General features: G+C 38.5%; 28 protein-coding genes, 1 pseudogene and 1 riboswitch. Of the genes and pseudogenes, 9 read left to right on the forward strand and 20 right to left on the reverse strand.

The genetic code is table 11. The features are described 5' to 3' along the window. Nucleotides 1-5 precede the first annotated feature (5 nt). Complete coding sequence (locus tag BIV60_RS05550) at nucleotides 6-596, reverse strand: DUF1836 domain-containing protein (RefSeq protein WP_071354730.1); 591 nt, start codon at nucleotides 594-596, stop codon at nucleotides 6-8. Nucleotides 597-727: 131 nt separating this feature from the next. On the opposite strand from BIV60_RS05550, the gene trhA reads away from it, so the two are divergent. After that, entirely contained in the window at nucleotides 728-1,375 is a 648-nt protein-coding gene (gene trhA, locus BIV60_RS05555; RefSeq protein WP_071354731.1) for a PAQR family membrane homeostasis protein TrhA, read from the forward strand. Nucleotides 1,376-1,408: 33 nt separating this feature from the next. Here trhA and BIV60_RS05560 read toward each other — a convergent pair whose 3' ends face one another. From BIV60_RS05560 to BIV60_RS05585, 6 genes are all read right to left on the reverse strand, one after another. Next, the gene (locus BIV60_RS05560) at nucleotides 1,409-1,771 is read right to left on the reverse strand and encodes a DUF488 domain-containing protein (protein WP_071354732.1); all 363 of its coding nucleotides are present in this window, start codon (nucleotides 1,769-1,771) and stop codon (nucleotides 1,409-1,411) included. 84 nt (nucleotides 1,772-1,855) lie between these two features. Further along, entirely contained in the window at nucleotides 1,856-2,278 is a 423-nt protein-coding gene (locus BIV60_RS05565) for a YrdB family protein (protein ID WP_083402114.1), read from the reverse strand. Between the two features lie 94 nt (nucleotides 2,279-2,372). Next, entirely contained in the window at nucleotides 2,373-3,431 is a 1,059-nt protein-coding gene (locus BIV60_RS05570; protein WP_083402126.1) for an LLM class flavin-dependent oxidoreductase, read from the reverse strand. 80 nt (nucleotides 3,432-3,511) lie between these two features. Next, complete coding sequence (locus tag BIV60_RS05575; protein ID WP_071354778.1) at nucleotides 3,512-3,742, reverse strand: excisionase family DNA-binding protein; 231 nt, start codon at nucleotides 3,740-3,742, stop codon at nucleotides 3,512-3,514. A gap of 6 nt (nucleotides 3,743-3,748) precedes the next feature. Continuing rightward, entirely contained in the window at nucleotides 3,749-4,777 is a 1,029-nt protein-coding gene (locus BIV60_RS05580; protein WP_071354735.1) for a P1 family peptidase, read from the reverse strand. After that, a complete protein-coding gene (locus tag BIV60_RS05585; RefSeq protein WP_071354736.1) occupies nucleotides 4,774-5,709 on the reverse strand; it encodes a dipeptidase in 936 nt (311 codons plus the stop codon). Before BIV60_RS05585 ends, BIV60_RS05580 begins: the two co-directional genes overlap by 4 nt. Before the next feature lie 154 nt (nucleotides 5,710-5,863). Here BIV60_RS05585 and BIV60_RS05590 point away from each other — a divergent pair, with 154 nt between their 5' ends. Beyond that, nucleotides 5,864-6,241: an SET domain-containing protein gene (locus BIV60_RS05590; protein ID WP_071354737.1), complete on the forward strand. Its 378-nt coding sequence runs from the start codon at nucleotides 5,864-5,866 to the stop codon at nucleotides 6,239-6,241. A 45-nt stretch (nucleotides 6,242-6,286) separates the two neighbouring features. Here the strand turns inward: BIV60_RS05590 and BIV60_RS05595 are convergent, their stop codons facing one another. Genes BIV60_RS05595 through BIV60_RS05605 form a run of 3 tightly spaced genes read right to left on the reverse strand, consistent with a single transcriptional unit; the run spans nucleotide 6,287 to nucleotide 8,962 of the window. Then, nucleotides 6,287-7,600: a purine/pyrimidine permease gene (locus BIV60_RS05595; RefSeq protein ID WP_071354738.1), complete on the reverse strand. Its 1,314-nt coding sequence runs from the start codon at nucleotides 7,598-7,600 to the stop codon at nucleotides 6,287-6,289. Between the two features lie 23 nt (nucleotides 7,601-7,623). Then, nucleotides 7,624-8,598 carry a bile acid:sodium symporter family protein gene (locus BIV60_RS05600; RefSeq protein WP_071354739.1) on the reverse strand — a complete coding sequence of 325 codons (975 nt, stop codon included), beginning with the start codon at nucleotides 8,596-8,598 and terminating at the stop codon, nucleotides 7,624-7,626. A gap of 16 nt (nucleotides 8,599-8,614) precedes the next feature. Further along, nucleotides 8,615-8,962, reverse strand: coding sequence for a rhodanese-like domain-containing protein (locus BIV60_RS05605; RefSeq protein ID WP_071354740.1), 348 nt, complete (start codon nucleotides 8,960-8,962; stop codon nucleotides 8,615-8,617). A gap of 208 nt (nucleotides 8,963-9,170) precedes the next feature. Here BIV60_RS05605 and liaG point away from each other — a divergent pair, with 208 nt between their 5' ends. Then, complete coding sequence (liaG, locus tag BIV60_RS05610) at nucleotides 9,171-10,022, forward strand: LiaG family protein (RefSeq protein ID WP_071354741.1); 852 nt, start codon at nucleotides 9,171-9,173, stop codon at nucleotides 10,020-10,022. Nucleotides 10,023-10,346: 324 nt separating this feature from the next. Here liaG and BIV60_RS05615 read toward each other — a convergent pair whose 3' ends face one another. Continuing rightward, nucleotides 10,347-11,276: a COX15/CtaA family protein gene (locus tag BIV60_RS05615; RefSeq protein ID WP_071354742.1), complete on the reverse strand. Its 930-nt coding sequence runs from the start codon at nucleotides 11,274-11,276 to the stop codon at nucleotides 10,347-10,349. Nucleotides 11,277-11,493: 217 nt separating this feature from the next. Here BIV60_RS05615 and BIV60_RS05620 point away from each other — a divergent pair, with 217 nt between their 5' ends. Beyond that, nucleotides 11,494-11,883, forward strand: a complete 390-nt coding sequence (locus tag BIV60_RS05620; RefSeq protein WP_071354743.1) for a YuzC family spore coat inner layer protein — start codon at nucleotides 11,494-11,496, stop codon at nucleotides 11,881-11,883. 124 nt (nucleotides 11,884-12,007) lie between these two features. On the opposite strand, the gene BIV60_RS05625 is transcribed toward BIV60_RS05620, so the two are convergent. The 4 genes and pseudogenes from BIV60_RS05625 to BIV60_RS05635 form a co-directional block, all read right to left on the reverse strand. Next, the gene (locus BIV60_RS05625; RefSeq protein ID WP_071354779.1) at nucleotides 12,008-13,672 is read right to left on the reverse strand and encodes a glycoside hydrolase family 13 protein; all 1,665 of its coding nucleotides are present in this window, start codon (nucleotides 13,670-13,672) and stop codon (nucleotides 12,008-12,010) included. Between the two features lie 469 nt (nucleotides 13,673-14,141). Beyond that, nucleotides 14,142-14,729: a hypothetical protein gene (locus BIV60_RS05630; protein ID WP_071354744.1), complete on the reverse strand. Its 588-nt coding sequence runs from the start codon at nucleotides 14,727-14,729 to the stop codon at nucleotides 14,142-14,144. A gap of 185 nt (nucleotides 14,730-14,914) precedes the next feature. Then, a pseudogene (locus BIV60_RS30190) lies at nucleotides 14,915-15,066 on the reverse strand (GNAT family N-acetyltransferase); the annotation flags it as partial. A gap of 3 nt (nucleotides 15,067-15,069) precedes the next feature. Beyond that, complete coding sequence (locus BIV60_RS05635) at nucleotides 15,070-15,504, reverse strand: GNAT family N-acetyltransferase (protein WP_071354745.1); 435 nt, start codon at nucleotides 15,502-15,504, stop codon at nucleotides 15,070-15,072. Between the two features lie 530 nt (nucleotides 15,505-16,034). Here BIV60_RS05635 and BIV60_RS05640 point away from each other — a divergent pair. Continuing rightward, the gene (locus tag BIV60_RS05640; protein ID WP_071354746.1) at nucleotides 16,035-16,346 is read left to right on the forward strand and encodes a heterocycloanthracin/sonorensin family bacteriocin; all 312 of its coding nucleotides are present in this window, start codon (nucleotides 16,035-16,037) and stop codon (nucleotides 16,344-16,346) included. A 627-nt stretch (nucleotides 16,347-16,973) separates the two neighbouring features. On the opposite strand, the gene BIV60_RS05645 is transcribed toward BIV60_RS05640, so the two are convergent. Continuing rightward, nucleotides 16,974-17,357 (reverse strand): VOC family protein, encoded by a 384-nt coding sequence (locus BIV60_RS05645; protein WP_071354747.1) that lies wholly within the window; start codon nucleotides 17,355-17,357, stop codon nucleotides 16,974-16,976. A 103-nt stretch (nucleotides 17,358-17,460) separates the two neighbouring features. Beyond that, nucleotides 17,461-17,739: an ArsR/SmtB family transcription factor gene (locus tag BIV60_RS05650; RefSeq protein ID WP_071354780.1), complete on the reverse strand. Its 279-nt coding sequence runs from the start codon at nucleotides 17,737-17,739 to the stop codon at nucleotides 17,461-17,463. Between the two features lie 206 nt (nucleotides 17,740-17,945). Here BIV60_RS05650 and BIV60_RS05655 point away from each other — a divergent pair, with 206 nt between their 5' ends. Both BIV60_RS05655 and BIV60_RS05660 read left to right on the forward strand, forming a co-directional pair. Next, on the forward strand, nucleotides 17,946-19,076 hold the full coding sequence (locus BIV60_RS05655; protein WP_071354748.1) for an NADH-dependent flavin oxidoreductase: 1,131 nt from the start codon (nucleotides 17,946-17,948) through the stop codon (nucleotides 19,074-19,076). A gap of 248 nt (nucleotides 19,077-19,324) precedes the next feature. Next, a riboswitch (PreQ1 riboswitch) is annotated at nucleotides 19,325-19,369 on the forward strand. 8 nt (nucleotides 19,370-19,377) lie between these two features. After that, nucleotides 19,378-19,863, forward strand: a complete 486-nt coding sequence (locus BIV60_RS05660; protein WP_071354749.1) for a QueT transporter family protein — start codon at nucleotides 19,378-19,380, stop codon at nucleotides 19,861-19,863. A 229-nt stretch (nucleotides 19,864-20,092) separates the two neighbouring features. Here BIV60_RS05660 and BIV60_RS05665 read toward each other — a convergent pair whose 3' ends face one another. After that, nucleotides 20,093-21,190: a TDT family transporter gene (locus BIV60_RS05665; protein ID WP_083402116.1), complete on the reverse strand. Its 1,098-nt coding sequence runs from the start codon at nucleotides 21,188-21,190 to the stop codon at nucleotides 20,093-20,095. 185 nt (nucleotides 21,191-21,375) lie between these two features. On the opposite strand from BIV60_RS05665, the gene BIV60_RS05670 reads away from it, so the two are divergent. Both BIV60_RS05670 and BIV60_RS05675 read left to right on the forward strand, forming a co-directional pair. After that, nucleotides 21,376-21,888, forward strand: coding sequence for a DinB family protein (locus BIV60_RS05670; protein WP_071354751.1), 513 nt, complete (start codon nucleotides 21,376-21,378; stop codon nucleotides 21,886-21,888). A gap of 248 nt (nucleotides 21,889-22,136) precedes the next feature. Then, nucleotides 22,137-22,565: a VOC family protein gene (locus BIV60_RS05675; protein WP_071354752.1), complete on the forward strand. Its 429-nt coding sequence runs from the start codon at nucleotides 22,137-22,139 to the stop codon at nucleotides 22,563-22,565. A 124-nt stretch (nucleotides 22,566-22,689) separates the two neighbouring features. Here the strand turns inward: BIV60_RS05675 and BIV60_RS05680 are convergent, their stop codons facing one another. Then, nucleotides 22,690-23,298, reverse strand: a complete 609-nt coding sequence (locus BIV60_RS05680; RefSeq protein ID WP_071354753.1) for an exonuclease domain-containing protein — start codon at nucleotides 23,296-23,298, stop codon at nucleotides 22,690-22,692. A 389-nt stretch (nucleotides 23,299-23,687) separates the two neighbouring features. Further along, nucleotides 23,688-24,362, reverse strand: a complete 675-nt coding sequence (locus BIV60_RS05685) for a DUF2642 domain-containing protein (protein WP_071354754.1) — start codon at nucleotides 24,360-24,362, stop codon at nucleotides 23,688-23,690. Nucleotides 24,363-24,380: the final 18 nt, after the last annotated feature.

Consider the following 24,380-nt stretch of genomic DNA (forward strand, 5'->3'; position numbering starts at 1 on the left):
ATTCATCATCTATGGCGCTTTCCTTCTTTTTCTACCATTATTCCATCTACCATTTTTTCAGCCATCCGTCGGTATAGATTACTCATGTGGACTAGTGACGAAATCATTAAAACTTCCTCCGGATACTGTGAATCGTCTTCCTTAAAACCTTTCACTTCATCTTTTACTGCTTTTACTCGTTCCTCAATATCCTGTTCAAAATCTTCTACATTTTGTTGAGTAAGATTTAAATAGCTTGAATAAAAAGACTCTAAATCAATGTCACCCATAATAATCTTTTTGTTCATCTCATCCAGTGTGGCCTTAATATCGTTTATCGAAAGGCCCCCCTTCAGCTGATAGATCAAACTGATTAATATGAGATGCTCTTTGGAGTATTTTTTATTTTGGATAGGAAAAATAAGCTTCCCTTTTGCATAGTTATTAATCATTGTTTTCGTCAAAACCTTGTCATCTTCATTCCGTTTCGACTGGCCAAATTTTTTTTCAAATATTTGAATCACTTGATCCATATACAAATCAATCTTCGGAATTTCGTCTAAAGTCAGGTTCGCCTCTAGGCCAAGCTGCTCCATTATCTGTTTAATTTTTTCCATTGAAAAAACCCCGTTCTTAACAATTTCTAATTCAATTATACCTAAACGAATAAATATTGACTAGTTAATGTTTTATCGGTATGATTATATGTAGTTATTAAAACCACATGATATGTTGGGAGGATTTAAAAATGTATCAATATGTTCGTGAACCCATCAATGGTTTTACCCATTTAGCCGGTGCCATTTTATCGTTTATCGGCCTGCTGGCAATGGTCATCAAGGCATCCATGACCAGTCCATCACCACTTACCATAACTGCGGTCATTATTTTTGGAGTCAGTATGATATTACTGTATTCGGCATCCGCTACCTATCACATGGTTATTGCCCGTGATAAAGTTATAGCCTTTTTAAGAAGACTTGATCATTCGATGATTTTTGTGTTAATCGCAGGTACATACACACCTTTTTGTTTTATTAGTTTAAATGGAAAAATTGGCTGGATTCTTTTTTCAATTATTGGTGCTGTGGCGATTTGCGGAGTTGTTTTTAAAATGGTTTGGTTTACATGCCCTCGGTGGATTTCAACCGCCCTCTATATCGCGATGGGCTGGATGATTGTTTTTGTTTTCTCTCCCCTTGCAGGTAGTTTAAACCCGTTCGGATTGTTATTATTGATTGCTGGCGGCATTTTTTATACAATTGGCGGTGTAATTTACGGGGCAAAACCGAAATTTTTAGAGTTGAAGCATATGGGATTTCATGAGATTTTTCATATTTTCATCTTATTCGGAAGCCTAGCCCATTTCTTATGTGTTTACTTATATGTCATTTAAAAAAATCGGCTTGGGAAGTCCCCAGGCCGATTTTTATAATCTGCGTTGTAATTCTTCTTGTAAAACGATCGCATGGTTATAGATGGGATCCTTGGCACCATATAATAGCGTTACCCGGCCATTTGAGGCTAACTCAAGAATGTGGTCAACCCCTTTTACCTTTTCTGCATCGTTCCGGAGCTCTTCCACATATTTTTCGGTGAACTTCTCAAACAGCTCAGGTTTATGGCAAAACCATTTTCGAAGTTCACTGCTCGGCGCTACATCTTTCAGCCACTCATCAAGTTTCGCCGATTCCTTTGAGATTCCTCTTGGCCAAAGCCTGTCAATTAAAATCCGGTATCCATCCATTTCGTCGTACGGGTCGTAAATTCGTTTTAAGAAAATTTCAGCCATATTCTTTTACCTTCCTTGCTAGGAGTTTACAATCTAACCCAATTATATAATTCATCAAGCCACAAGGGAAATTCTCCTATGAATCTACTGCTTCCATATATATATAAGGATTCTATTCACTATCAATAAACATCCAAATATCCAAGCAATCTCTGTTTTTCCAACTGCACCAAATAATAGAACAGGCAGGCCGAACACAATGATTTCCAGAACCAAGTGAAGTGGTGCAGATAATTGTATTGCCGCTTTTGGAGCACCCATTGCCCCCCAAATAACCGCCATAATCAAGGGTGCGCCAATTGCTAGAACCCATTGCACAGGACCATTTCCAGTTTTATACCCCCAGTAGCCCATGAAAAAAAGTGAGACAAGTTCCAATAAAAATCTCAGCATTAAATTGATTGACTTCAATATGGCAAGCAAACTCATATAATCGGCCTCCTTCTTATTAATCACAACCCCAAAACTAATCATGATAATAATATAACTAATATAACTAGTTAACAAAAGTGAAAAATCCAAATTTTACATAATTTTTTCTTAGTTGGTTTTCCATAAATATAAAAAAGTACCAGCCCATTTAAAGCTGGTACCGCAATCTCTATAATTGGTTGGAAACCATCATTGATTTTTTGGTTTCCCGACGTACAACCGGTGCTACCTTCGTTGCTAAAAGCTCGATGCTTTCAGCCACTTTCTTGAATGGAATACCGCCAATATCCATTTGTGCAATATAGCGTTGATGTCCAAAAAGTTCATATTGAGACAGAATTTTTTCGATAATCTGCTGTGGGCTTCCGACAAAAAGTGCTGTATCCGGTCCAGAAAGCTGATCAAATTCAGCTCTTGACATTTTTTCTCTTCCCTGCTCACGGCTGAAAAATTCCCGGTAATTTGCATAATAAGGATAATAGTCGTCTTTTGCCTGCTGGGTTGTTTCTCCAATAAATGCATGTCCTGTGACGGCCACCTTCAAATCTTCCAGTGTATGCCCCGACTCCATCGCTGTCTGTCGATACACATCTACTAGTGGTTTAAAACGTTTCGGATCACCGCCAAGAATCGCCATGGTAAGTCCTGTTCCAAATTTACCGGCACGTTCTGCGCTTTCCGGAGAACCACCTACCCCAACCCAAAAGGGAATCCTTTTCTGAAATGGCCGCGGTGCAATTTCAGCTTCGACCAACGGCGTACGAAATTGACCGTTCCAAGTCACTTTTTCATTCGCATTCAATTTTAAAAATAAATCGATGTGCTCTTCAAATAACCCGTCATAATCATCCAAATCATACCCGAACAACGAAAAAGATTCTATAAAAGCCCCTCGCCCGGCAATGACTTCTGCCCTGCCAGCCGACACAAGATCCAGCGTCGCAAAATCTTCATATAAACGTACAGGGTCCACTGTCCCTAATACAGTTGTCGTACTGGCCAGTTTAATTCTCCTTGTAACTTGTGAAATGGCAGACAATACAACTGGGGGCGCCGATACTGCATAGTCCAAACGATGATGTTCACCAACCCCAAATACATCAAGCCCGGCTTCGTCAGCCAATTTTGCTGCTTCAATTATTTCTTTCAATCGCTCACTTGGACAGATTGTCTTCCTTGTTTGGGGATTCGGGACTAAATCACCTAATGTGTAAATACCAATTTCCATTCCATAATGTTCCTCTGTCAAATTAACATCATCCCCCTTCATATCGCTAATAAACTTTATTATTCGTATGCATACCTAAATCAATCCTCATCCTTTATATCAAGGTCTTCTGGAATCGGTTCGTTCAGGATTTCTTCCACTAATTGTTTGTATTTTTCCATTTGTCTCAAATGGGTGGTGAATTGCTCTTTATAAATTAAGTACTCATTTCCGTCAAAAAGGGCGCGAATTTTTCGCTGTTGTATCAATTTTTCAACGTTTGCCTCTGGTATCGATAAATATTCCGCTGTTTCTTTAACCGTTAAATACACTTTCATTCATTCCTTTATTAAATTAAGATGGTTCACCACTCGGCCGAGCCGCCCTTTTGTAGTGACTGCTTGTGATAGGGAATTAAGAATCGCTTCCTCACATGCTTCGGCAGCACCAGTAAAAAACTGATTCATAATGGGGTGGTCTTCACGCAGCTGAGAACGTGTTTCCAGTAGCTCCTCGGTAAAATGAGGAATTCTATGTGCTGTCGAAAAAGCAATGACAATATCCCCGCTCCCATGGCTGAAATGACTTCCAATCCGGCCAAGGCCAATACCACATCGCTTTGCCGCACGTGTAAGCTGCCTGTCACTTAACGGGGCATCGGTAGCAAGGACAATGATAATCGAGCCGTCTGCCGTTTCCGAAAGTGCCTCTCCTTCTGAAAAATAGCGCTGCCATTGAAACTCTTCTTTTTTCCCAAAATTACTGAGTACAAGACAGCCGATCGTATACTCTTCAATTTTTCGTGAAGAAGAACCTATTCCGCCTTTATATCCGAAACAGACCATTCCCTTTCCCGCTCCGACTGCCCCTTCCGCTGCCTGCTCGCCGGTGGCTTTTTGAATTGCCTCCACCGCATGCTCTGGTTTCACCGGAAACAGCCGAATCGAATTTAAGTAACTGTCATTGCATTCACCTACAACGACATTAATGGTTCCCGTAGTCTCTCCAATTTCCGGATTGGCATCAAGCATATATTGTAATGTCCCCTGGGCAACCGCCTGTACTGCAAAGGTATTTGTTAATAGGATGGGCGATTCAAGGACTCCAAGTTCATTCACTTGGACAAGTCCTGTCGTCTTTCCAAATCCATTAAGAACATAACTGGCACCCGTGACTTTTTCCCGAAACAAGTTTCCGTTATGCGGTAAAATAGCCGTAACCCCTGTGCAGGCATACTCATTTCCCGATGCATCCAGGGGGGAATCCAATGTTACATGACCAACCATAACCCCTGCCACATCAGTAATACAGTTCTTTTCACCTATTGGCAGTTTCCCAATGGTTATCCCTCTTTCCCTTATTTTCATCGTCCGAATCCCGGCCGCTTGTCAAGGAAGTTTTGGCCCGCAAAGCCTCTAACCTCTTCCTCTGAATAATGTTTTAATAATTCATTGATCAGATTTTGACTTTTTGAAGCATCTTCCAAATCCGTGATAAATTCAGCAATACCATCAAAATCTGAACCCAGCCCAATTTGTTTTACCCCGCCTAATGAACAAAAATGGTCAATATGTTTAATCAGGTCTGCAATCGTTGCCTCACCTTCCTCTTTTACAAAAGGAGGATTATAAACCACATGAATTAAGCCACCCTTTTTAAACATTTCCACTGCCATTACATCAGTTAAATTGCGGCGGTGATTACAAAGCGTTCGTGAATTGGAATGGCTGGCAATTGGATATTTGGCAATCTCCATGACATCCCAAAACGCCTTGTCACAGAGATGGGAAACGTCTGTAAGGATTTTATGCTCATTATGAAATTTCACGATTTTTTTACCAAAGTGGGTAAGGCCCGCGCCACGCGGTTCCCCTGCTCCATCCGCGGCAAGGTTTGCGTTGTTCCATGTAAGACCAACCGAACGGACTCCAAGTTGATAAAGAATATTCAACTTCGCTAAGTCATTGCCAATCGCGTCAACACCTTCTAATGTCAACATCGCACCAATTTGGCCAAGCTTAAGATTATCAAAGTCAGACCAATCCCGAATTTGGACCATGTCCGGATTTTTATCAAGTACTTCTTTATAAAAATAATCCACTTGCTGAATGGCTTCCTGGAATTTTTGATCGGATGGAATCTCCGGTTCGATAAAAATGGCAAAACATTGTACTTTTACTTTCCCTTTATGTAATCGTGCTTTATTTGTCTCTAGTTCAGGGGCATCGGCAAAGCGCAATCTCCCCTTTCCTTCTGAAAGCTTAAGTAAGGCATCACAATGCAGATCGATGATATTCATTTTTTAATACTCCTTTAAAACTGAAATTAGATACACTCATTATACTTCTCTTCCACATAAAATACAGGTGCCCCGATTGAGGAGTAAAAATATTTGCATTTATCCATACTAAATGACATCCTAGTAAGAAAAGAACTATGTACAGGAGAGTAATATGATTGAAATTAAGACTTCATCTATCAGTGCAGGAGAATTTAATCGGGGAGTATTTGCGACCTGTGATATCAAAAAAGGGGAATTGATTCATGAGGCCCCAGTCATTTCCTATCCGAATGAGGAACATGAACACATCGAAAAGACGCTTCTTGCAGATTATGCATTTGAGTATGGAATAAACCACTCAGCCATTCTTTTAGGATATGGGATGCTGTTTAACCATTCCTACACACCAAATGCGCGGTATGAAATTAACTTTGATAATCACACATTTGACTTCTATGCCTATAAAGATATTAAGGCTGGAGAAGAAATCTTCATCAACTATAATGGCGATGTCGATATCGATGATCCTCTGTGGTTTGATAAAGAATAAAAAGAAATCCTCTCACAAAAACTTGAGAGGATTTCTTTTTATCACCTAATTCATATTTACACCAGCACTCTTTTTTTCCCGAAAAACGACATGTTCTAAAATAAGACATAAAATTAAACCATCGAGTAATCCATTGGCCATGATGTTGCGGAGCCAGGGCATAACGGTTTCAAAGCTATTAGTCGGCACAAACATCATGCCGATGCCGACCATTAACGAAAGTCCAATCACTAACAAATTTCTTGATGATGGAACTTGTTCCATTAGGTCGCGGATTCCAAAGCCCATTATTTGTGAAAAAAGAATAAATAAGGATGTATAGGCTACCTCAATTGGCAGCGTTGAAAAAAACTCACTTATATATGGAAAAAAGCTAGAAACCATAATTAAAATAGCCCCACCCACTATGGGCATTCTCGCTTTAATTCCCGTAGTGCTGATAAAGCCTGCAGAAATGGATAATGGTACAACCCCTACAACAGAGAAGATTCCTGAAAGAAATAAATTGACTCCATTGCCGAAAATTCCTTTTGAATACTCTTGCGGCTGAATTTCCCTCTCCGTTGCAATTCCAACCACCAAGATACTCGCGATTACGTTAGAAATTAAAATAATAGCCGTAATAATCGACGTTAGGACAATCCCAAAATCAAATTGTGGAGCTCCCCAGCTGAATAGATTGGGGAAGGTAAACCAACTCGACGTTTCATACATTTTATTAGGATGGGTTAATCCTAAAAGGTGAAATAATACCCAGCCTATAACAATCCCAAGCAAAGGGCCCAAGCTTCTCCAAATCCCCTTCGCCTTTAAAGAGATAAGTAAAATAGCCAGGACTTCGATGATACAGACTGCCGCAATTTCCCCATTTAAATGACCAGTTTCGCTGATTCCGAGCATGCTTTTGATAAACGGGCCGCTCATTTGGCTGGCAAGCAAAATGAGATAGACACCTGTAACAATCGGAGTAAACAGATTTTTAACTTTCCCGAAGAAGGGTAAAAATCCTAAAATGGCTAAAACAATCCCGGCAATCATCAGCCCCATTTCTAATTGCTGCAACAAATGTCCTTTTTCCGACGGAGCACTCATGGCACCTAGAACAATGAACAACGCCCACCACAAACCAGCAGGCCCTTCAGCAACCTGCAGCCGATGTCCAATAAACAGCTGGACTAAAGTAGCTGCTCCGGATACAAACAACATACGCTGCATAAAGGTTGAGATTTCAGCAGGAGACATATGAAAGACTGCCCCTACGATTACCGGGATAGCAATTATATTCGTAAGCATTAAGACCGCCCATTGAATGCTTTGAATTCCTGTCAAAAATCCGCTGGCCTTTTTTAATTCACTCATTCATTTTTACTCCCTTAAATCAACTATACCGTAACAGATTTAGATTCTTGATGTTCTATCTTTCTTTCATAATATTTACTTAAAAAATGTCCATTTAACGAAGCTAAAATTTGTTGGAAGAGCATACCGACCACGACTGGAACGGCAACTGCCGCTGGAAAATAAGAGACGGCTATGACGGCTCCTGCACTAATATTCCGCATTCCACCTGTAAAGGTTAAGGTCACCACGGTATTGCGTTCACTTTTAATTAAACGTCCTAATAAAAAGGAAAATAGGTACCCAGTAAGTGCAATAAAAAAGACCACCAACGTAATATGAACCAATTTAAGATTAACGTGTCGTAAATAGGGAGCTACGACAGAACCGTTCAACATCACGACGATCCCCATACAGATTTTTGAAAAGGGAGCAAGCTTTGAACCTAGTTGATCTTTGATTCTTCCCTTTGTTAGCTGGTTTAGGAACATACCAACTAACGAAGGGATAACCACCATTCCAAATAAACCCTTCATGATACTCATGAAATCCATGTCGATTTTTTGCCCCATAAAAAGAGAAATGGAATAAGGAACAATGATTGGAGAAAGCAGTGTATCAACTAAAATGATGGATAAGGTCATCGGAATATTTCCTTTATAAATTGAAACCCAAATAAAACTTGTAACACCTGTTGGAATCACCATCGCAAGGATTAACCCGGTAATTGTAAAATTATCCCCATTAAAAGATACATGCCCTACTCCCCAAGCCCAAATCGGCATTAATACATGTAAAATACACATGGCCAAAAATACAGGGAATGGACGCGCGATAACCTCTGTTAACGATTTAAAGTTTGAACTCAGGCTTCCTGCAAAGGTCATAAAGGCAAAGATCCAAGGGACTAAATAGGAAAAATCCTTTAGTAAAACACTGAACAAAACACCTAGGATGACGCTTACAGGTGTAATTAATGGCATGATTTTTTCTAGTTGTTTATTCATTCTTTGAAGCATGAAAGGGCTCTCCTATCTATTCTTCACGCGATTTTTGATATTCCTTCCATGCCGTAAGACCACCCTCTAAAACCTTGACTTTATAATCTAAGCTGCTGAGGATTCTGGCGCACTTCGCCGCTGAATTACCAGTTGTACAGGTCACGATTATTTCCTGTTTCTTTTGAAAAGGTAATTTCCTTTCCTCTTTTGTTTCTTCCATTTCAAAAATATTTGTTTTGGGAATATTGAAGTTTTCAATTTGCGGGGCTGTTATGTGCTCAGCCTGATATTTTCCTTCAGCACGGACATCTAGAAGCAATACTTTTTCATTTCTTTTTAATCGCTCATTCAATTCTTTTGGCGTAATTTTATTCGTTGTCAATATATACACCTCCAATACAAAGGATATCACAAATTCTATTAAATTGAAGTATTTCGGTTACCAAAATATATCCAATTATTTATAGGTCCGTCTTTGCCCTACGTCTCAAGTCTTAAAAATAATTAAATCTCCGGGGCATTGTGAGAACCACCTCCCCCCTATATGATGTAATTAGAGATAAAAATTGGAAATATGGAAGGGGAAAAATATGAAAAGAATTGTGATTCTATTATTAATCATTACCGGTTTATATATTATTTTTCAACAATCATTCCGGTTCGATTGGTTTTCGGCTGGAAATCGGGAAGGTAAAGCTGCGATTTCGAATGATATTCATGTCATCAAAGTCGATGTTTCAGCAGTAAATGCTGATATTATTCCAGAGGACCGCATGGACTTAAAAGCCGTTCTCGATGGAAATGGGAATCTTACAGTAAAGGAAGACGGGGATAAAGTTGTCATCACCGTAAAAAAGAAATGGTTTGACTGGTTCGATGGAGCTCCATTTACAAAAAAAACTTTAAAAATTTTTATCCCCGAAAGTTATCAGCAAAAGATGGAAATCGATTTAGGTTCCGGTAATCTTGATTTTTCGGGAAAATCCATGAAATTAGATGAATTATCAGTCGAAATTGGGTCAGGAAATATGAATCTTGACCATCTTACTGTGAATCATTTTATTCATGATGGTGCATCCGGAAATGTTCAAATCGATACATTATCCACTAAAACCGGTTCTTTTGATCTCAGTTCAGGAAATCTTGATATTCAACACTATACGGGGAAAATAAACGCTGATGTTTCATCTGGAAGAGCAAAAGTCCAGGTAGACAAATTAACAGATTCGATTGATCTTGATTTAAGTTCCGGTATTGTTAATCTTGATCTGCCAAATGACGCAGACTTTGATTTAGACGGGGAAGTAAGCAGCGGAAATATTTCGTGTGATTTCCCTTTGAAATCCAGGGACTTGAATCGTAAAAGCATAAAAGGCACACATGGTACCGGAGAACATAAAATCAATTTATCTGTTTCCAGCGGGAACATAGATATTCATTAAGAAAGGCTCTTTTCGTAAACTTTGTTGCTATTGGACCTTAATAAGGGTCATTTACTTAAGTTTCTAGGCAATTTTCGCAAATGTTCTTACGAAAAGATGCCACGAAGCATTTAGTTATACGGGTTGATGAACTTATACGAAAACAACAATCTATGCGAAAATAGCCTTAAGAAAAAAGCGTTTAGATTTTATTAAATCCAAGCGCTTTTTAGTTTATTAGCGAATTTTTAACATTTATCGGCGAATTGGAGCAATTTATCAGCGAAACAAGACCGTATATCAGCGAATCTGTGTGAGCAGCCATCATTGAGTAACGAATGCTTTTCAAAAACTGCGCCGTCCATGATCCCTCGCCTTTGGTAAATAGGCAGGTCCTGTTTTAACCGGAATATTCCCCGCATACACTCTTGCCTCAGCAACAAATGCAAACAAGGCGGTAGCGATGGCCAAGTGGAAAACAGCCCACGGAAGTTCAAGCTTAGTGATAATGACCATGACGCCAACCAAAAGCTGAAAGAGCACCGTAAAGGAACACAGCAGCATGCGTCTTTTTATGGCTGAGCCCCATCTTTTTGAAAAAGCAAAAAAAGTCACCACGAGGATATAAAGTGCTGTCACAACAGCTAAACCTTTGTGAATCGATTGTAATGCCTCAGGAGTTGTTCCTGGGAAGAAGGATTGCCTGCAGCCCAGCCAACCACATGCCAGACCGTAGGTTTCATGCTTAATATAGGCTCCAAATCCCAATGTGAACAGAATCAGACAAGCAAGGATATTTAGATGAAAGATAATTATTTTTTGATCGTGATGTACCTGATAGAACTGCTCTTTGCCATCTAAATAAGGGTACCGCCATATCCAAATTAAACAGCCCATAAAAAGCATGGCAATTAATAAATGGATCATAATGATAATGGAAGGAAGGTCACGAATCACAACCACTGCACCGAGAAGAACCTGAACCGTGAGCAGTCCAATCATCGTAAAAGACACTAAACGAGTGATTAACCCAAGCTTTGAGCGAAGAATTTTAATAAATAGCAGTAAAGAAAGGAAGCCCAGCAATGCTCCGATTACCCGATGCAAGTATTCAATCAACGTAGCCCCTCTTAGGGACGGAACCACTTCACCATTACACATCGGCCATTCCGGTCCACACCCCATACCGGAATTCGAGGAAGCCACATCCCCTCCGAACACAATTAAAAAATAGGTAAGCAAAATCGTTATCAATGCCAAAAATCGTTTGTTCACCTTCATCCCCCTATATTTGATTATTTGAATATAGGAACAATTTACCAAAGGCTGACAACCAATTCGGTGATATGAATCACTATTTCAAGCAATTCTTAAATAAACCTTCCGACACCGTTTTACAAGATTCTTCGACCAAAATCACAAGGTAACCAAAATACCCCATCTCACATACCGTATAATGCCCTGTTTTTTCTACTATGGAAGGAGAGTTACGATGTACTACAACCCTTTTCAATACCCAATTTCCCCTCCCGTACCTGCCTATCCTGATTATTTTACGAACGAAACCGCACCAAGAACATATCCAGCAGTTGATATAAAAATATTTTCACATTCAGTGAATTCGTTTCGCCACTTAATGGAGCAAGGAAATATTTTATTGAACCGACTAGGGAATGCAAGCTTCGCACATAGATTGATGACAGCTGCCCAACAAGGAAAAAAAGCCGAGGTCGATCAAATAATTAAATCTATTGGCTTAAAAGTACCTGTTTTTACAAAATTTACTCCTTCATGGGTAATCTTTGAACTGTCTAACCCAGCTACAGCACAAACACCGATGGGCTGCTGCACCTTAATCTTCTACATGAAATGGGCAACCTAGCATATTAAATATGTAATCCTTCCTCATCAAATTACAAAAGATTAAAATTATCTCAATCTACTATTTTCCATCTAAATCAGCGAAAATTTTAAAAGCGGAGGCTTAAAAGACCCTCCGCTTTTTTCTATAATCGATATACTCTTGTTTCATATGGCTTTAACATAAAGCGTTTTAGTGGCCCGTGCTTCTTAATCTTTTCGTTATATAATAGTAGGTTTTCATATTCAAATACTATGCCAAGTGCATCCGGGATGCCCGCCGGCTCGGCAGAAAGATTCGCCATTACCATCACCCGATCTTGGACCAAGGTTCTTGTATAAGCATAAATCTGCGGGTCATCCGCCAATACCAACTCATATGTCCCATAAGTAAACACTTTATTTGTCTTTTTTAATCGAATCATTTTTTTATAAAAATTCAAGACCGAATCCGGATCCTTTTCTTGGGCTGCAACATTTATATCAGAATAATTTGGATTGACCTTCATCCACGGTGTTCCTTTCGTAAAACCGGCATGGTAATCTGCAGACCATTGCAAGGGTGTTCGTGAATTATCACGGCTTGATGCCCAAATAATTCGCATGATTTCTTCATGTGGTACCCCGGCTGCGGTTTTCAAGTGATAAAGATTTTTTGTGGCAACATCGTCGTAATCATCGATGGAATTAAATTTTACATTGGTCATTCCAATTTCCTGACCTTGATAAATAAACGGAGTGCCCTGCATCAAAAAGTACATCGCCGCAAAAGCCTTTGCACTTTCCTTCCAATATTTGCGATCATTCCCCCACGTTGAAACCACCCGGGCCTTGTCATGATTTTCGATGAATAAGGCATTCCACCCCTTGCCCTCAAGCCCTTTTTGCCACCGGGATAGGACATTTTTTAGTTCAATAATATCCAGCTCTTTTTTCAATTCTGCATCCCAAAGGTTAAGATGTTCAAATTGAAAGACCATATTGAATTTTCCTTGCTTCTCCCCAACCCAAAGCTCAATATCGTCAACGGACACACCATTTGCTTCGCCAACCGTCATAATGTCATATTTTGCAAAGGTCTTATCTTTTAATTCTTTCAGAAAAGTATGAATCCCTTTTACATTCATATGTTTATCAAAGGAGGATACATATTTAACGCCCTCCGGATTGGGTATATCCTCTAGGCCCGGTTCCTTTTTAATATGGCTGATGGCATCCACACGGAAACCGTCAATTCCTTTATTAAGCCACCACTTAATCATCTCATAGAGAGATTTCCTTACTTCTGGATTTTCCCAATTTAGATCCGGCTGTTTCCGTGAGAAAATATGTAAGAAATACTGATTGTTTTTCTTATCATACTCCCAAGCAGAGCCGCCAAAAATGCTCTCCCAGTTATTTGGTTCCTCCCCACTCTTGCCATCACGCCAAATATACCAATCCCGCTTTGGATTATCCATAGAAGAACGGGATTCAATGAACCACGGATGCTCATCACTTGTATGATTGATGACTAAATCGAGAATTAATTTCATGCCACGGCAGTGAACTTCTTGTAAAAGTTGATCAAAATCAGCCAACGTCCCGAATTCATCCATGATTTCTTGATAATCGCTAATGTCATAGCCGTTGTCATCGTTAGGGGATTTGAACATTGGACAAATCCAAATGACATCAATCCCCAACTCTCTTAAATAGTCCAGTTTTTCAACAATCCCCTGGATATCTCCAATCCCATCCCCGTTTGAGTCCATAAAACTACGGGGATAGACCTGATAGACAACCGCTTCTTTCCACCATAATTTATTCATAACATTTCTCGGCTTAACACCACTCAAAACCCCCCCCACTTTACTAAAATTCCCATTCGAGGTAGAAAACTAACATTGTTACCACTTTAATAAATTTATATAGTTATATTACAAATGTATTACACTTTTATAATAGATTATAAATATACACTCGGGGGAAAAATATGAAGAAGGTCTCATCCGTCTTTTTGGTCCTTCTGCTTTTGCGTGCTTGTTCCAACACCTAAATAGCATCATCTAAATTGGACAGTTTCTGGTAAAAGTCAGAACAACAGACAGCCGCCAACCTATTATCAGGGTCAAGTTTCATTGACGTTTCGTAGAGATTTATGGCAATACCTATATGAAAACTTAGTTTCGTAAAACCTTTTTAATCGTCTCCTGATAATTTTGGTTCTCAAGTAAGCTAATGAAAGTATTTGTTTTCATCCCGCACTCCTTTTTAAAATCTTTTAGGAATTTCCCCAGCTTAATTATCTTCTATCTTCTTGATGACCTTGCCACTATTATTATAAAAAGTGTACGTTTTCCCGGAAGGTCCCTGGCAATCCCAAGCATCGGGTTGTATATTTAGAAACCACATTTTCAAGTTTTTAGCCTCGTTAAAATAAGGAGCCAGAGACAGTAAATGTGCTTCCTTCTCGCCAATTTTAACTTTGATAATATTTGGATTTTTCGTAATCGCTGTTGCAACACAATTGAAGCTTAAATCATATTCGATATCATTTTCCTTCATAATTTTTAGGCTTTCATTATCAATTCGATAAACGGATGGATACCTCCAAAGAAAAAATTCTTTCGGAAAACGAAGCTGATAGATTTTGTTTTTACCTGCTAAAATAAGTAATTGTTTATCGGTTGGTTCAATTTTCTTAGCATTCTCTAAAAATTCTTTTGTCAGACCCGTTTGCCTGTTATCATTCACCCATGCCTGATAGGCTCTCTCTTTTGTAAAATAGCTATCTTTAAAAAACAAATCCCCAGTTTTTAAAAAATAAATGAACCAAAATAGTAAAAATGCAATCAAAATAAAAATAATAATCCGTACTGACTTCAATGATTTCTTCCTCGTATCCCTCTTTATCTTTACCCCAGTTTATCATCGAGGCATTTTTTAGAACATTTCCATTGCTCGTTTAAATTTTAAAATTATCAACAGATATATATAACACAGCTTTCGGAATTAAAAAGAGTTGCGGCAACCCCTTCTTCAACTCTGGCAACCAATGAATTTGAAGTAAACTATTTACTTGTAAATAAGTTTAAACACAAATTATTACATCGCATAAAGCTACCAGGAGGGTATTCGAACTCACATTCAGAGACAAATTGAAAGTCAAGCTTCCGACAAATTGCATTTGAAGCAGGATATCAATTGAAGGGAAAGCGTGAATGTTTTAATTGAGCTTCTTTTTAAACCCTATATGAGTTTGAGAACTATATCCTGCTGACTCATAGAACTTTACAGCGTCAACCCTATTCCTTTCTGTTACAAATATCACTTGGGAGCAACCCCTTTTGGTGGCAATTTTCTCAAGCTCGGAAATTAATGCTTTTCCTACCCCTTTGTTCCTATAATTTTTATCAACTATCATGTTTTCAAGGACTAAAAAAGGCTTGCAATCCCCATATAGTTCCTCACATATTACTCCCATAATAGAACCGATTAATTTGTTATTTTCAATGGCACTGATAAATATGTGGGAATTGTTTTTGTGAAGTTTATTAAACTGCTTATTCATGGTTTCAATACAAGATTCTTCGCCCCAAAACTGTCTATATAATTGATCAAGTTGAGATAGGTCTTCTGCAATCATTTCTCTTATAATCATTCCCTTTTCCCCCTATTACCTTCCCATTTTCAAGTGCTTCCATATTATATTAACCTTCCATAAACTGATTAAAGACAAAGAAAAATGAACTTCTGAAACAGTCCATTTGTTCATTTCTTGCTCCAGATTGTTACAAGGGCACTGCCTAAATCTTATTCGAGATTAGCTAAAAAAGCCTTCAGGGATTTGGGCTTCACCATCTTTTTAATTAAGTAATAATAAATCGTCCAATTCAGTTACTCGTTTAGAAATTTCCACATTACATTTTTGGCAAATTATTTTCATAAATAAAATCACTCCGAATAACCATACATTTGATTCAAATATTACTTCTAGACATAACATTTTATGATACTTTTAACAAGAAATAGGCTTTTAAACCAGTAACAGCCACCTAAAAGTAAGCATATTTTGTTGAAGAGAGGACACTTAGTATCTCTTAACTACACATAACTGACACAATTTCTTCGTTCAAATCTCTTGTTAAATGTCAGTTTAACCTAATTTTTAAATAAAAAGGGGAGGTAAAAATGTTCAATTTTCAAAATGAACTTCAAACTTTGGGAATGGATCATTTCCAAGTTGGTCAGTTAATTCCAATGGGTACTCAGAGTCAGGATCCGAGAATATTTGGCGCTATGCGTTGCGGTGGCATGATGTGCGGCGGTATGCGTTGCGGCGGCATGATGGGCGGCGGTATGCGTTGCGGCGGCATGATGTGCGGCGGTATGCGTTGCGGCGGCATGATGTGCGGCGGCATGATGGGCGGCGGCATGATGTGCGGCGGCATGATGTGCGGCGGAATGATGTGTGGCGGCATGATGCTTGGCGGCTTTATTTAGTTGTTTAGCTGTTTTGGAGGTTGGTAAATCTTCAACAAAAACTAATAAAACCCCCTTCCTAAAATTGAAAAGAAGTTTTATTTTTGTTATAAGGGGTACTGCCGACAATACGGATATTATACGCTAAGACATTTTTGAAAATAAAAGCCCTGATTTTTCTACGTTAAGTAGAGAAATCAGGGCTTTTTATTGCCTTCTTGTTTTCAAATTTTTTCGATTTTCAAATAATATATATTTCACTATCGCACCTGTTTGTTTAAGCGAACTTATTCACAATGTCGCATTTCTTGTAGAATGAATACAATCTCATTTATTTTTAAACCTTAAAAATGTATAACCCCATCCTAAAAATAGGAAAGGGTTAACATAAAGTTGTTTAATTATTGATAAAGGCTCTTTTCGTAAACTTTGTTGCTTTTGGACCTTTATAAGGGTCAATTACTAAGTTTCTAGGCAATTTTCGCAAATGTCCTTACGAAAAGATGCCACGAAACCTCTAGTTATACGGGTTGATGAACTTATACGAAAAACAACAATCTATGCGAAAATAGCCTTGATAAAAAACACTTCTCCGAACTTAAAACTTACAATAAAGTCGTTTAGACACTAGGTTATTTCATCATAAAGTTACTTCTGCACAATCTGAATAAGGTTGCCGCATGTATCATCGAGGACAGCCAATGTGATTTCGCCCATTACTGTCGGCTCCATAGTAAACTTCACTCCGTGTTTTATTAATCGCTTGTATTCTTCGCGAACATCAGCAACGCCAAACATTGTTGCTGGGATGCCTTCGGCAAATATCTTCTTTTGATACTCTTTAGCGGCCGGATGGTTATTCGGTTCGAGCAAAAGCTCAGTACCGTCTTGATTATCGGGAGAAACAAGGGCTATCCACCTATATTCTCCGACGGGAACGTCATGCTTTTTTACAAAGCCTAGCGTTTCTGTATAAAACTCCAATGCCTTGTCTTGATCTTGAACGAAGATACTGGTAACAATGATTTTCATAATGTTTTTGCCTCCTTTGATATTTGCGACGTATGGTACTCCGCTAACAATCTGGCTCAAAGCAGAAAAACCAATACATTCGTCAGAAGTTTTTTTAATAAAATTACTCTATCCATTCTTTTAGTAAATTTTTAAGTGGTTCCTTGTTGAATATCAGTACTCGATATTTTCCCTTTCGTTTTGATTTTACGAGCCCTGCATCTTCCAATGCAGAAAGATGTTTAGCTATGGCCTGTCGCGAAATGGAAAGGTCGTGCTTCATAATGAGACGTACCGTAAGCTCATACAACGTCAGCTCGTTGCGTTCGGATAATTCGTCTAATATAAGCCGCCGAGTAGAATCGCCAAGTGCTTTGAATATAACGTCTTTGTCCCAATTCATATATCGAGTATAAGCAACTCTACGGTTGCTTGTCAAACTCCACTCCTCCTCTCCCCAATGGATATACAAAAAATATTGTTGAAGAATAGTTAGCTCAATAACTGGAAAAATTATATGGATACTTTACCATTATCAAGCATTTTTAATGATTTTTTTATAACGTAAAAGTATGATAAAAGGGTTCAATAAATGTGGAGGTGAAAATTATGAATCCCAAATATACACCACTATTCAAGCCAATTATCATGCGCAGCGGAATTCAATTAGATAATCGTGTGGTCATGGCACCCATGACCAACTGGTCCTCAAATCCGGACGGAACGGTTTCTGATGATGAAATAAACTACTATGCACGTAGGGCAAAAGGTGTCAGTATGGTCGTTACAGCGTGCGCCAATGTCTCCGCTAACGGAAAAGGATTTCATGGTGAATTTGGAAGCGATCGTGATGACTTGATTCCAAGTTTACGCCGACTAGCTTCTGCGATTAAAGAACAAGGAGCAAAAGCAGTCCTGCAAATTTTCCATGGCGGCAGGATGTGTCCGCCAGAGTTAGTTCCAAATGGAGAAATTGTTAGTGCTAGTGCTGTTCCGGCAGAACAAAGTGCAGGATCCAATCAAGTTCCTCGCGCTTTGAATGAGACAGAAATTCAATCCATTATTCGTGATTTTGGCGAGTCTACCCGGAGAGCAATCGAAGCTGGATTTGACGGGGTTGAAATACATGGAGCTAATGGGTATTTAATTCAGCAGTTCTTTTCACCACATTCCAACCGACGTGAAGATCAGTACGGCGGCAGTTTGGAAAAAAGATTATCATTTCCAATTGCAGTTGTAGATGAAGTGAAAAAGGTAGTAGCTGAAAATAAGAAACAACCATTCCTCGTTGGATATAGATTCTCACCAGAGGAACCTGAAACACCCGGAATTACAATGGCAGATACTCTTGCCTTAATAGATGTTTTGGCAAGTAAAGAGCTTGATTACCTGCATGTTTCCTTAATGGAGTTCTGGTCAACTCCAAGGCGTGGTGTTGAAGATTCCAGATCTCGCCTTGAAATTATTCAGGAGAAAGTTGGGGAAAGTGTTCCTGTGATTGGTGTAGGCTCAATTCACACAGCAGACGATGCTTTAAAAGCGATTCAAACTGGTGTTTCAATGATTGCAATCGGACGAGAGCTTATTATTGACCCTGATTGGGTTGAAAAGGTTAGACAAGGAAAAGAGTCTGAAATTGAAACAAAACTAAAGAAAGACGCCGGGTCTCGTCTTGTTGTGCCAGATCCTCTTTGGCAAAAGATTGTCAACACACCTGGATGGTTTCCAATTGAAGATTAAAAAAGACATATAACTCCCAAATCGAAACCTACTGTTTCAATTTGGGAGTTTCTCCTTTGTACACACTTAAGTGCCCTTAATATCTGTATAGGAATGTTTTTGAATTGAACTTCTTATCTCATTAACCCCTGAATATGATAAAATTCTATTCCTCTATTGGTTATATCTAATGCAAAATCTACCAATACCGAAATCCCGGACCATTGACTCATCCCTATCTTTATAATAATATATTAATTTGAGCATTTTTAAACGTGGTTCGAAAACCTCCCACGAAAAAAAACTAAGGAGAGAGTTACGAATGAAAGTAAAAACGATTGTCGGAAACGGAATTCTAGCAGCTCTTTACATTGCCGTTTCAGCAGTTATACAGCCGTTTGGCTTCACGAATATCCAATTCCGTGTTTCGGAAATATTTAATCATCTAATTGTTTTTAATAAAAAGTATCTTTTTGGCATTATTTTAGGTGTATTTCTTACAAACCTGTTTTTTTCACCAATAGCCGCTTATGACATTATTTTTGGTGTCGGCCAATCTTTGGTTGCCTCACTAATCACCATTTTAACCTCCAAGTATATTAGAAAAATCTACCTTCGAATGGTGGTTAATACGCTTGTTTTTACCGTAACAATGTTTTTTATTGCCATCGAACTTCATCTTGCTCTTCATTTACCGTTCTTATTAACTTGGCTTACAACGGCTGTTGGAGAATTTGTCGTAATGGCAGTTGGTGCACCTATTATGTATTTTATTAATAAGCACGTGCATTTTGATGAAATTGTTTAATAAAGGCTAATTTCGCATAGATTGTTGTTTTTCGTATAAGATCATCAACCTATATAACTAAATGCTTCGTGGCATCTTTTCGTAGGAACATTTGCGAAAATTGCCTAGAAACTTAAGTATTTGACCATTATTAGGGTCCAAAAGCAACAAAGTTTACGAAATGAGCCCTAATAAAAAAATCTATCAAAAAAGGATTGGGTAATGGATCCCAATCCTTTTTCAATTCTGCCTATAGTGGAACATTCAACTGCTTTTTTTCTTCATATTGTTTTAAATCATTTCGGTAGGCTTGGATGAAATGGCTGGCATATAGGCATACCTCAAGGACAAGCAGGCTGGGAACAGCCCATATTCCAATTGTAATAATTTGTTTTTGAATCACAGATAAAACGGAAAATCCCGGAACTGTCAGGTATGTAAAAGTAAAAAACATACCAAACGTAAAAACCCTGCTCCATTGACTTAAATCATAAATCAAGATTGCCTTCTTCATACCGTAACACTTTATTCGTTTTATCAGACGATATACCTCAATCACTTCAACCACAGCAAATATAATCGCAGCACATAGCCAAATAACCATGATTCCCTGCTCACTAACAGCGTGCGATTTTATGCTGGCTAGACCTGTAATGGACAAAGCGCCATGGAGGATGCAGTTGGTGTTATTCCAGTCCTTTTCAATCGACCACGATGACGGTTTCATGAAGTATCTCTTTACAATGATAAAGGCACTGAGCAAATAAAAGCATACCCCGAGTGTAAGAAAGAGATGATCAACAGCGATAGGCACCTTTTTGTAAACTGCACTCATGACAAGCACCAAGGATTGTGTACTGACTGTCGTCAAGAGCAGGATACCGTGAACATTTTTGTTGAGCCGTTTCGAGTTTAATTCGAAAAATGCCTGAATACAAATAAGGACATAAACGAACCACAAGCCAAAATTAAAATAGGAAATAATTTTTGCAATGATCGCCCATTCGGAAAACATCTTTGCAATTAAAATTGTACAGATTGAGGTCCCCGCGACCCAGGTTCCGATTCCAAATCGATTGATGGGATTGGAATAATGGATTTCCCTAAACTTTTTGCTAAAAAACGCCATGAGGATTGAAAAAGAAAAAGAGCACCATAAAGCGAAATTGATGACACTGAGAATCTTTTCAAGTAAATGAATTCCGAAAAAATTGGAAAGTACCCCCTGGGTGATAATCCCCAATGACATAACAGCAGCCATTGTTGATGTCGGGACATATATTTTTTTTATAAGAAAAAACGCAATAAGGCCTGCGCAGAGAAGGATAAAAATAGAAAAATATAACACTATTATCACCTTAGAAAAATAATAAATTCAACTAATTGTAACATTTATAGGTTGATTTTTTAAATGATTAATGAATTCCAATTTAATATGGGGAGGGATTGGTTTGAAATATAGTCAATATGAAAAATGTGGTAATATAGATTTAGGAATTGATTTTTATTCGAATTGGAAGGGAGAGTTTGAAATTGTTGCAGCGACCTAATGAAAGTGAATATCCTGCTTATTATCAACCTTATATTCAATTAGTTCCTGAGGGTAATCTCCTGCAGGTTCTAAAAGATGAGCTCCAAAAAACGATTACACTTTTCGAAGGGATTTCCGAGGAAGACAGTTATTTCCGGTATGACGAGAAAAAATGGAGTATCAAAGAAGTGCTTTGCCATATGGCAGATACGGAGAGAATCATGAGCTACCGTCTGCTGCGTGTTGGACGCGGGGATGAGACACCTCTTGCCGGCTTTAATGAGAACGATTATGTGAATGGTTCTCAAATTGAACGGCTGCCATTGAAAAATATCCTCGAGGATTTTTTAGCAACAAGAAATGCCACCATTAGCCTGATTCAAAACATGCCGGAAACTGCGTGGGAAAATAAAGGGTTTGCCAACGACACGCCCATTACCACCCGTGCCATCGCCTACATCATCGCCGGCCACGCCATCCACCACAAAAAACTCATAACAGAAAGATACCTTTAAATCGGTGCCTGACACCGTTCGTGGACAAATGACCAAATTTGTCCACGTGGTGTGGACGTCTATTTTGCACTAATTTAATTTTTTATCAAAATTTATGTTGCGAACATTTGTTCTTGATTATATAATTTATTTATGGGCAATAATAGGATTTGTGTTTCTTCATTGATTTTGTGAGAATCAATGAACTAGTTGTTCATCTTTGCCCTAAGCAAATAAAAAAATATAAATGAACCGGGAGATGATTTATTATGTCAGTACGTTTAATTCCTTATTTAGTGATGGATGGGAATGCAAAAGAAGCAATTCAATTCTACCAAAAGGCATTGGATGCCCAAGTTCTGTTTTCTCAATCTTTCGGTGAAATGCCGGAAAATCCGGAGTTCCCTATTCCTGCGGATGCAAAGGATCGTATCTCACACGCAACAATAAAAATTGGTGATTCGGATCTAATGTTCTCTGATACGTTTCCTGGTCAGCCGCATCAAAGTGGATCACAAGTTACTATTTGTATAACAACTGATGATGCGGAAAAAGCAAAAAAATTCTTTGATGCTTTATCGGACAACGGTCAGGTGACCATGCCGCTGCAAGAAACTTTTTTTAGCCCTGCATATGGCAACGTAATCGACAAGTACGGTGTACACTTCCAAATCTTCACGGAAGGCAAACAACATTAATAAATCTTTCACCTTGTGTTTTACATAATAAAAAAGAAAACGGCCCTTCGCTATCATGCAAGAGCCGTTTTCCTATTCCTAAGCCTTCCTCAACCAAAGACTTCCCTTTATGACCTAAATGCCATTAACCCATTTTCCTCTTTGATGCTGCCGGCTGGTATTTCCTCATCGGTCCATATTCAAGGACCTCCTGTAAATAAAGGTTTCCATTTGGGCTTGTTTTTTTGAGCAATTCCATTAAGTATGTAATGTCGTCCATCGCCCTATGTGTTTGATGATTGGTGATATCGTGCGATTGTAATAGTGTAAGCAGCTTTCCATTAGGGAAACCATAGTTTTTCCATGGAACATTACGCATCGTGCAATACCATTTCAAGTCGTTAACCTCTGGATACATGCGAACCAAAAAGCTGCGGTCAAATGAGGCATTATGGGCAAGGATAGAATCCGCACGTTGAAAATAGGTTTTAATTTTTACGTCATAAAAACTTTTCCCTTGAACGGATTCATAGGGAATGCCATGCACCCTAAAAGCTCTTTCATAGTTATTCCGGGCAGTACTGGATAATGGCTCCCTCAGAAAAGAGTCTTCCTCAAGGACATTTAAAATCTCTCCGGTATCATCCCGATAAGAAAATAATTTTAAGGCAAGTTCAATCACTTCATCGGTCGCAGGTCCTAATCCAGTTGTTTCTACATCGACTAACAATCCTAATTTTTCAATATTCCGCAAACTGATCACCTTTTAATATTAATGTTACCCCTATTATAACAAAGCTTAACTCAGCTTCCTATTTCCAAAATCAGCAAGATAGAGCTGTGTGCCTTCGGTTAAAATGAAAACCTCCATCATTGTAAAAAAACACAATCCGATAAAGATAAATGAGGGCATTTAACCCAATCTTTGAACAATGTGATTACCAAAAACATACCTTAATAGTAAATACAAGGTGAAAGTCCGTGGCCCCCATATGCCACGGACAAATTTCAAATGCGAAAAGTCTAATTTTATCCATCTTTTCTGTCAAACAGAAGATGGATTATTTTTTCTTTTTTCATCTGAATGAACAAGTAATCTGAATCTCCTTCACTTCAAAAATGTTCCAAGTATGGCACTCCCCTTTATGGCAGCTGAATCGTTTTAGTATGCTCTAAATTGCGATATACCGTCTCCCTTTCCGCTGTAACAATCGTCAATTTGTTATTTCGAACCTTTTGAAGCAAGCCGATTTTTTCGGGATGGTCGCCACCATCTAAAATCACCATTTGGTTTTCTAATTTTTTCAACTGTTCTTCAAAGGTCCTCGCCAATGGAGCGCTCGCTGGCACCAGCGGAATATTTTCTTTACTTAAATTATAAGGGGTTGCATTTTCCGGATATGGGATTAGCCATTTTACATGCTGCATCGAAATAAACATTGTTTTATAGGCGGGAGAATGAAAAACAAAATAGTCATTCATAATGCTAGTTAAATAGCCATGAATGGATTTGTTGCCTGTCACATAAACCTGAACAAATCTTCCTTTTGCATTGTTTAATATTTTTCGATAGGAGATGGATTGTGCATCGATTTCAATTGGTTTTTCTGTAGGTGGACTTTGATAATAATCCTCTTCAATCGTCACTTCTTTTAATCTCTGAATATGAACTACTGGAATGTAGAGGAAGGAATGGGCTATACCATTATAAATAACAAGGATGTCCAACCCCGAATCGACGAGAACCCCGATATGAAAACAGCCTCCAGAAATTTCAATCTCAATAGTTTTTCCTAATAATTCATTAAAATCATTCATTTTGATTCTCCTTTTCTC

The organism is Bacillus sp. MUM 116 (genome assembly GCF_001866655.1).
Classification (GTDB): Bacteria; Bacillota; Bacilli; order Bacillales; family Cytobacillaceae; genus Neobacillus.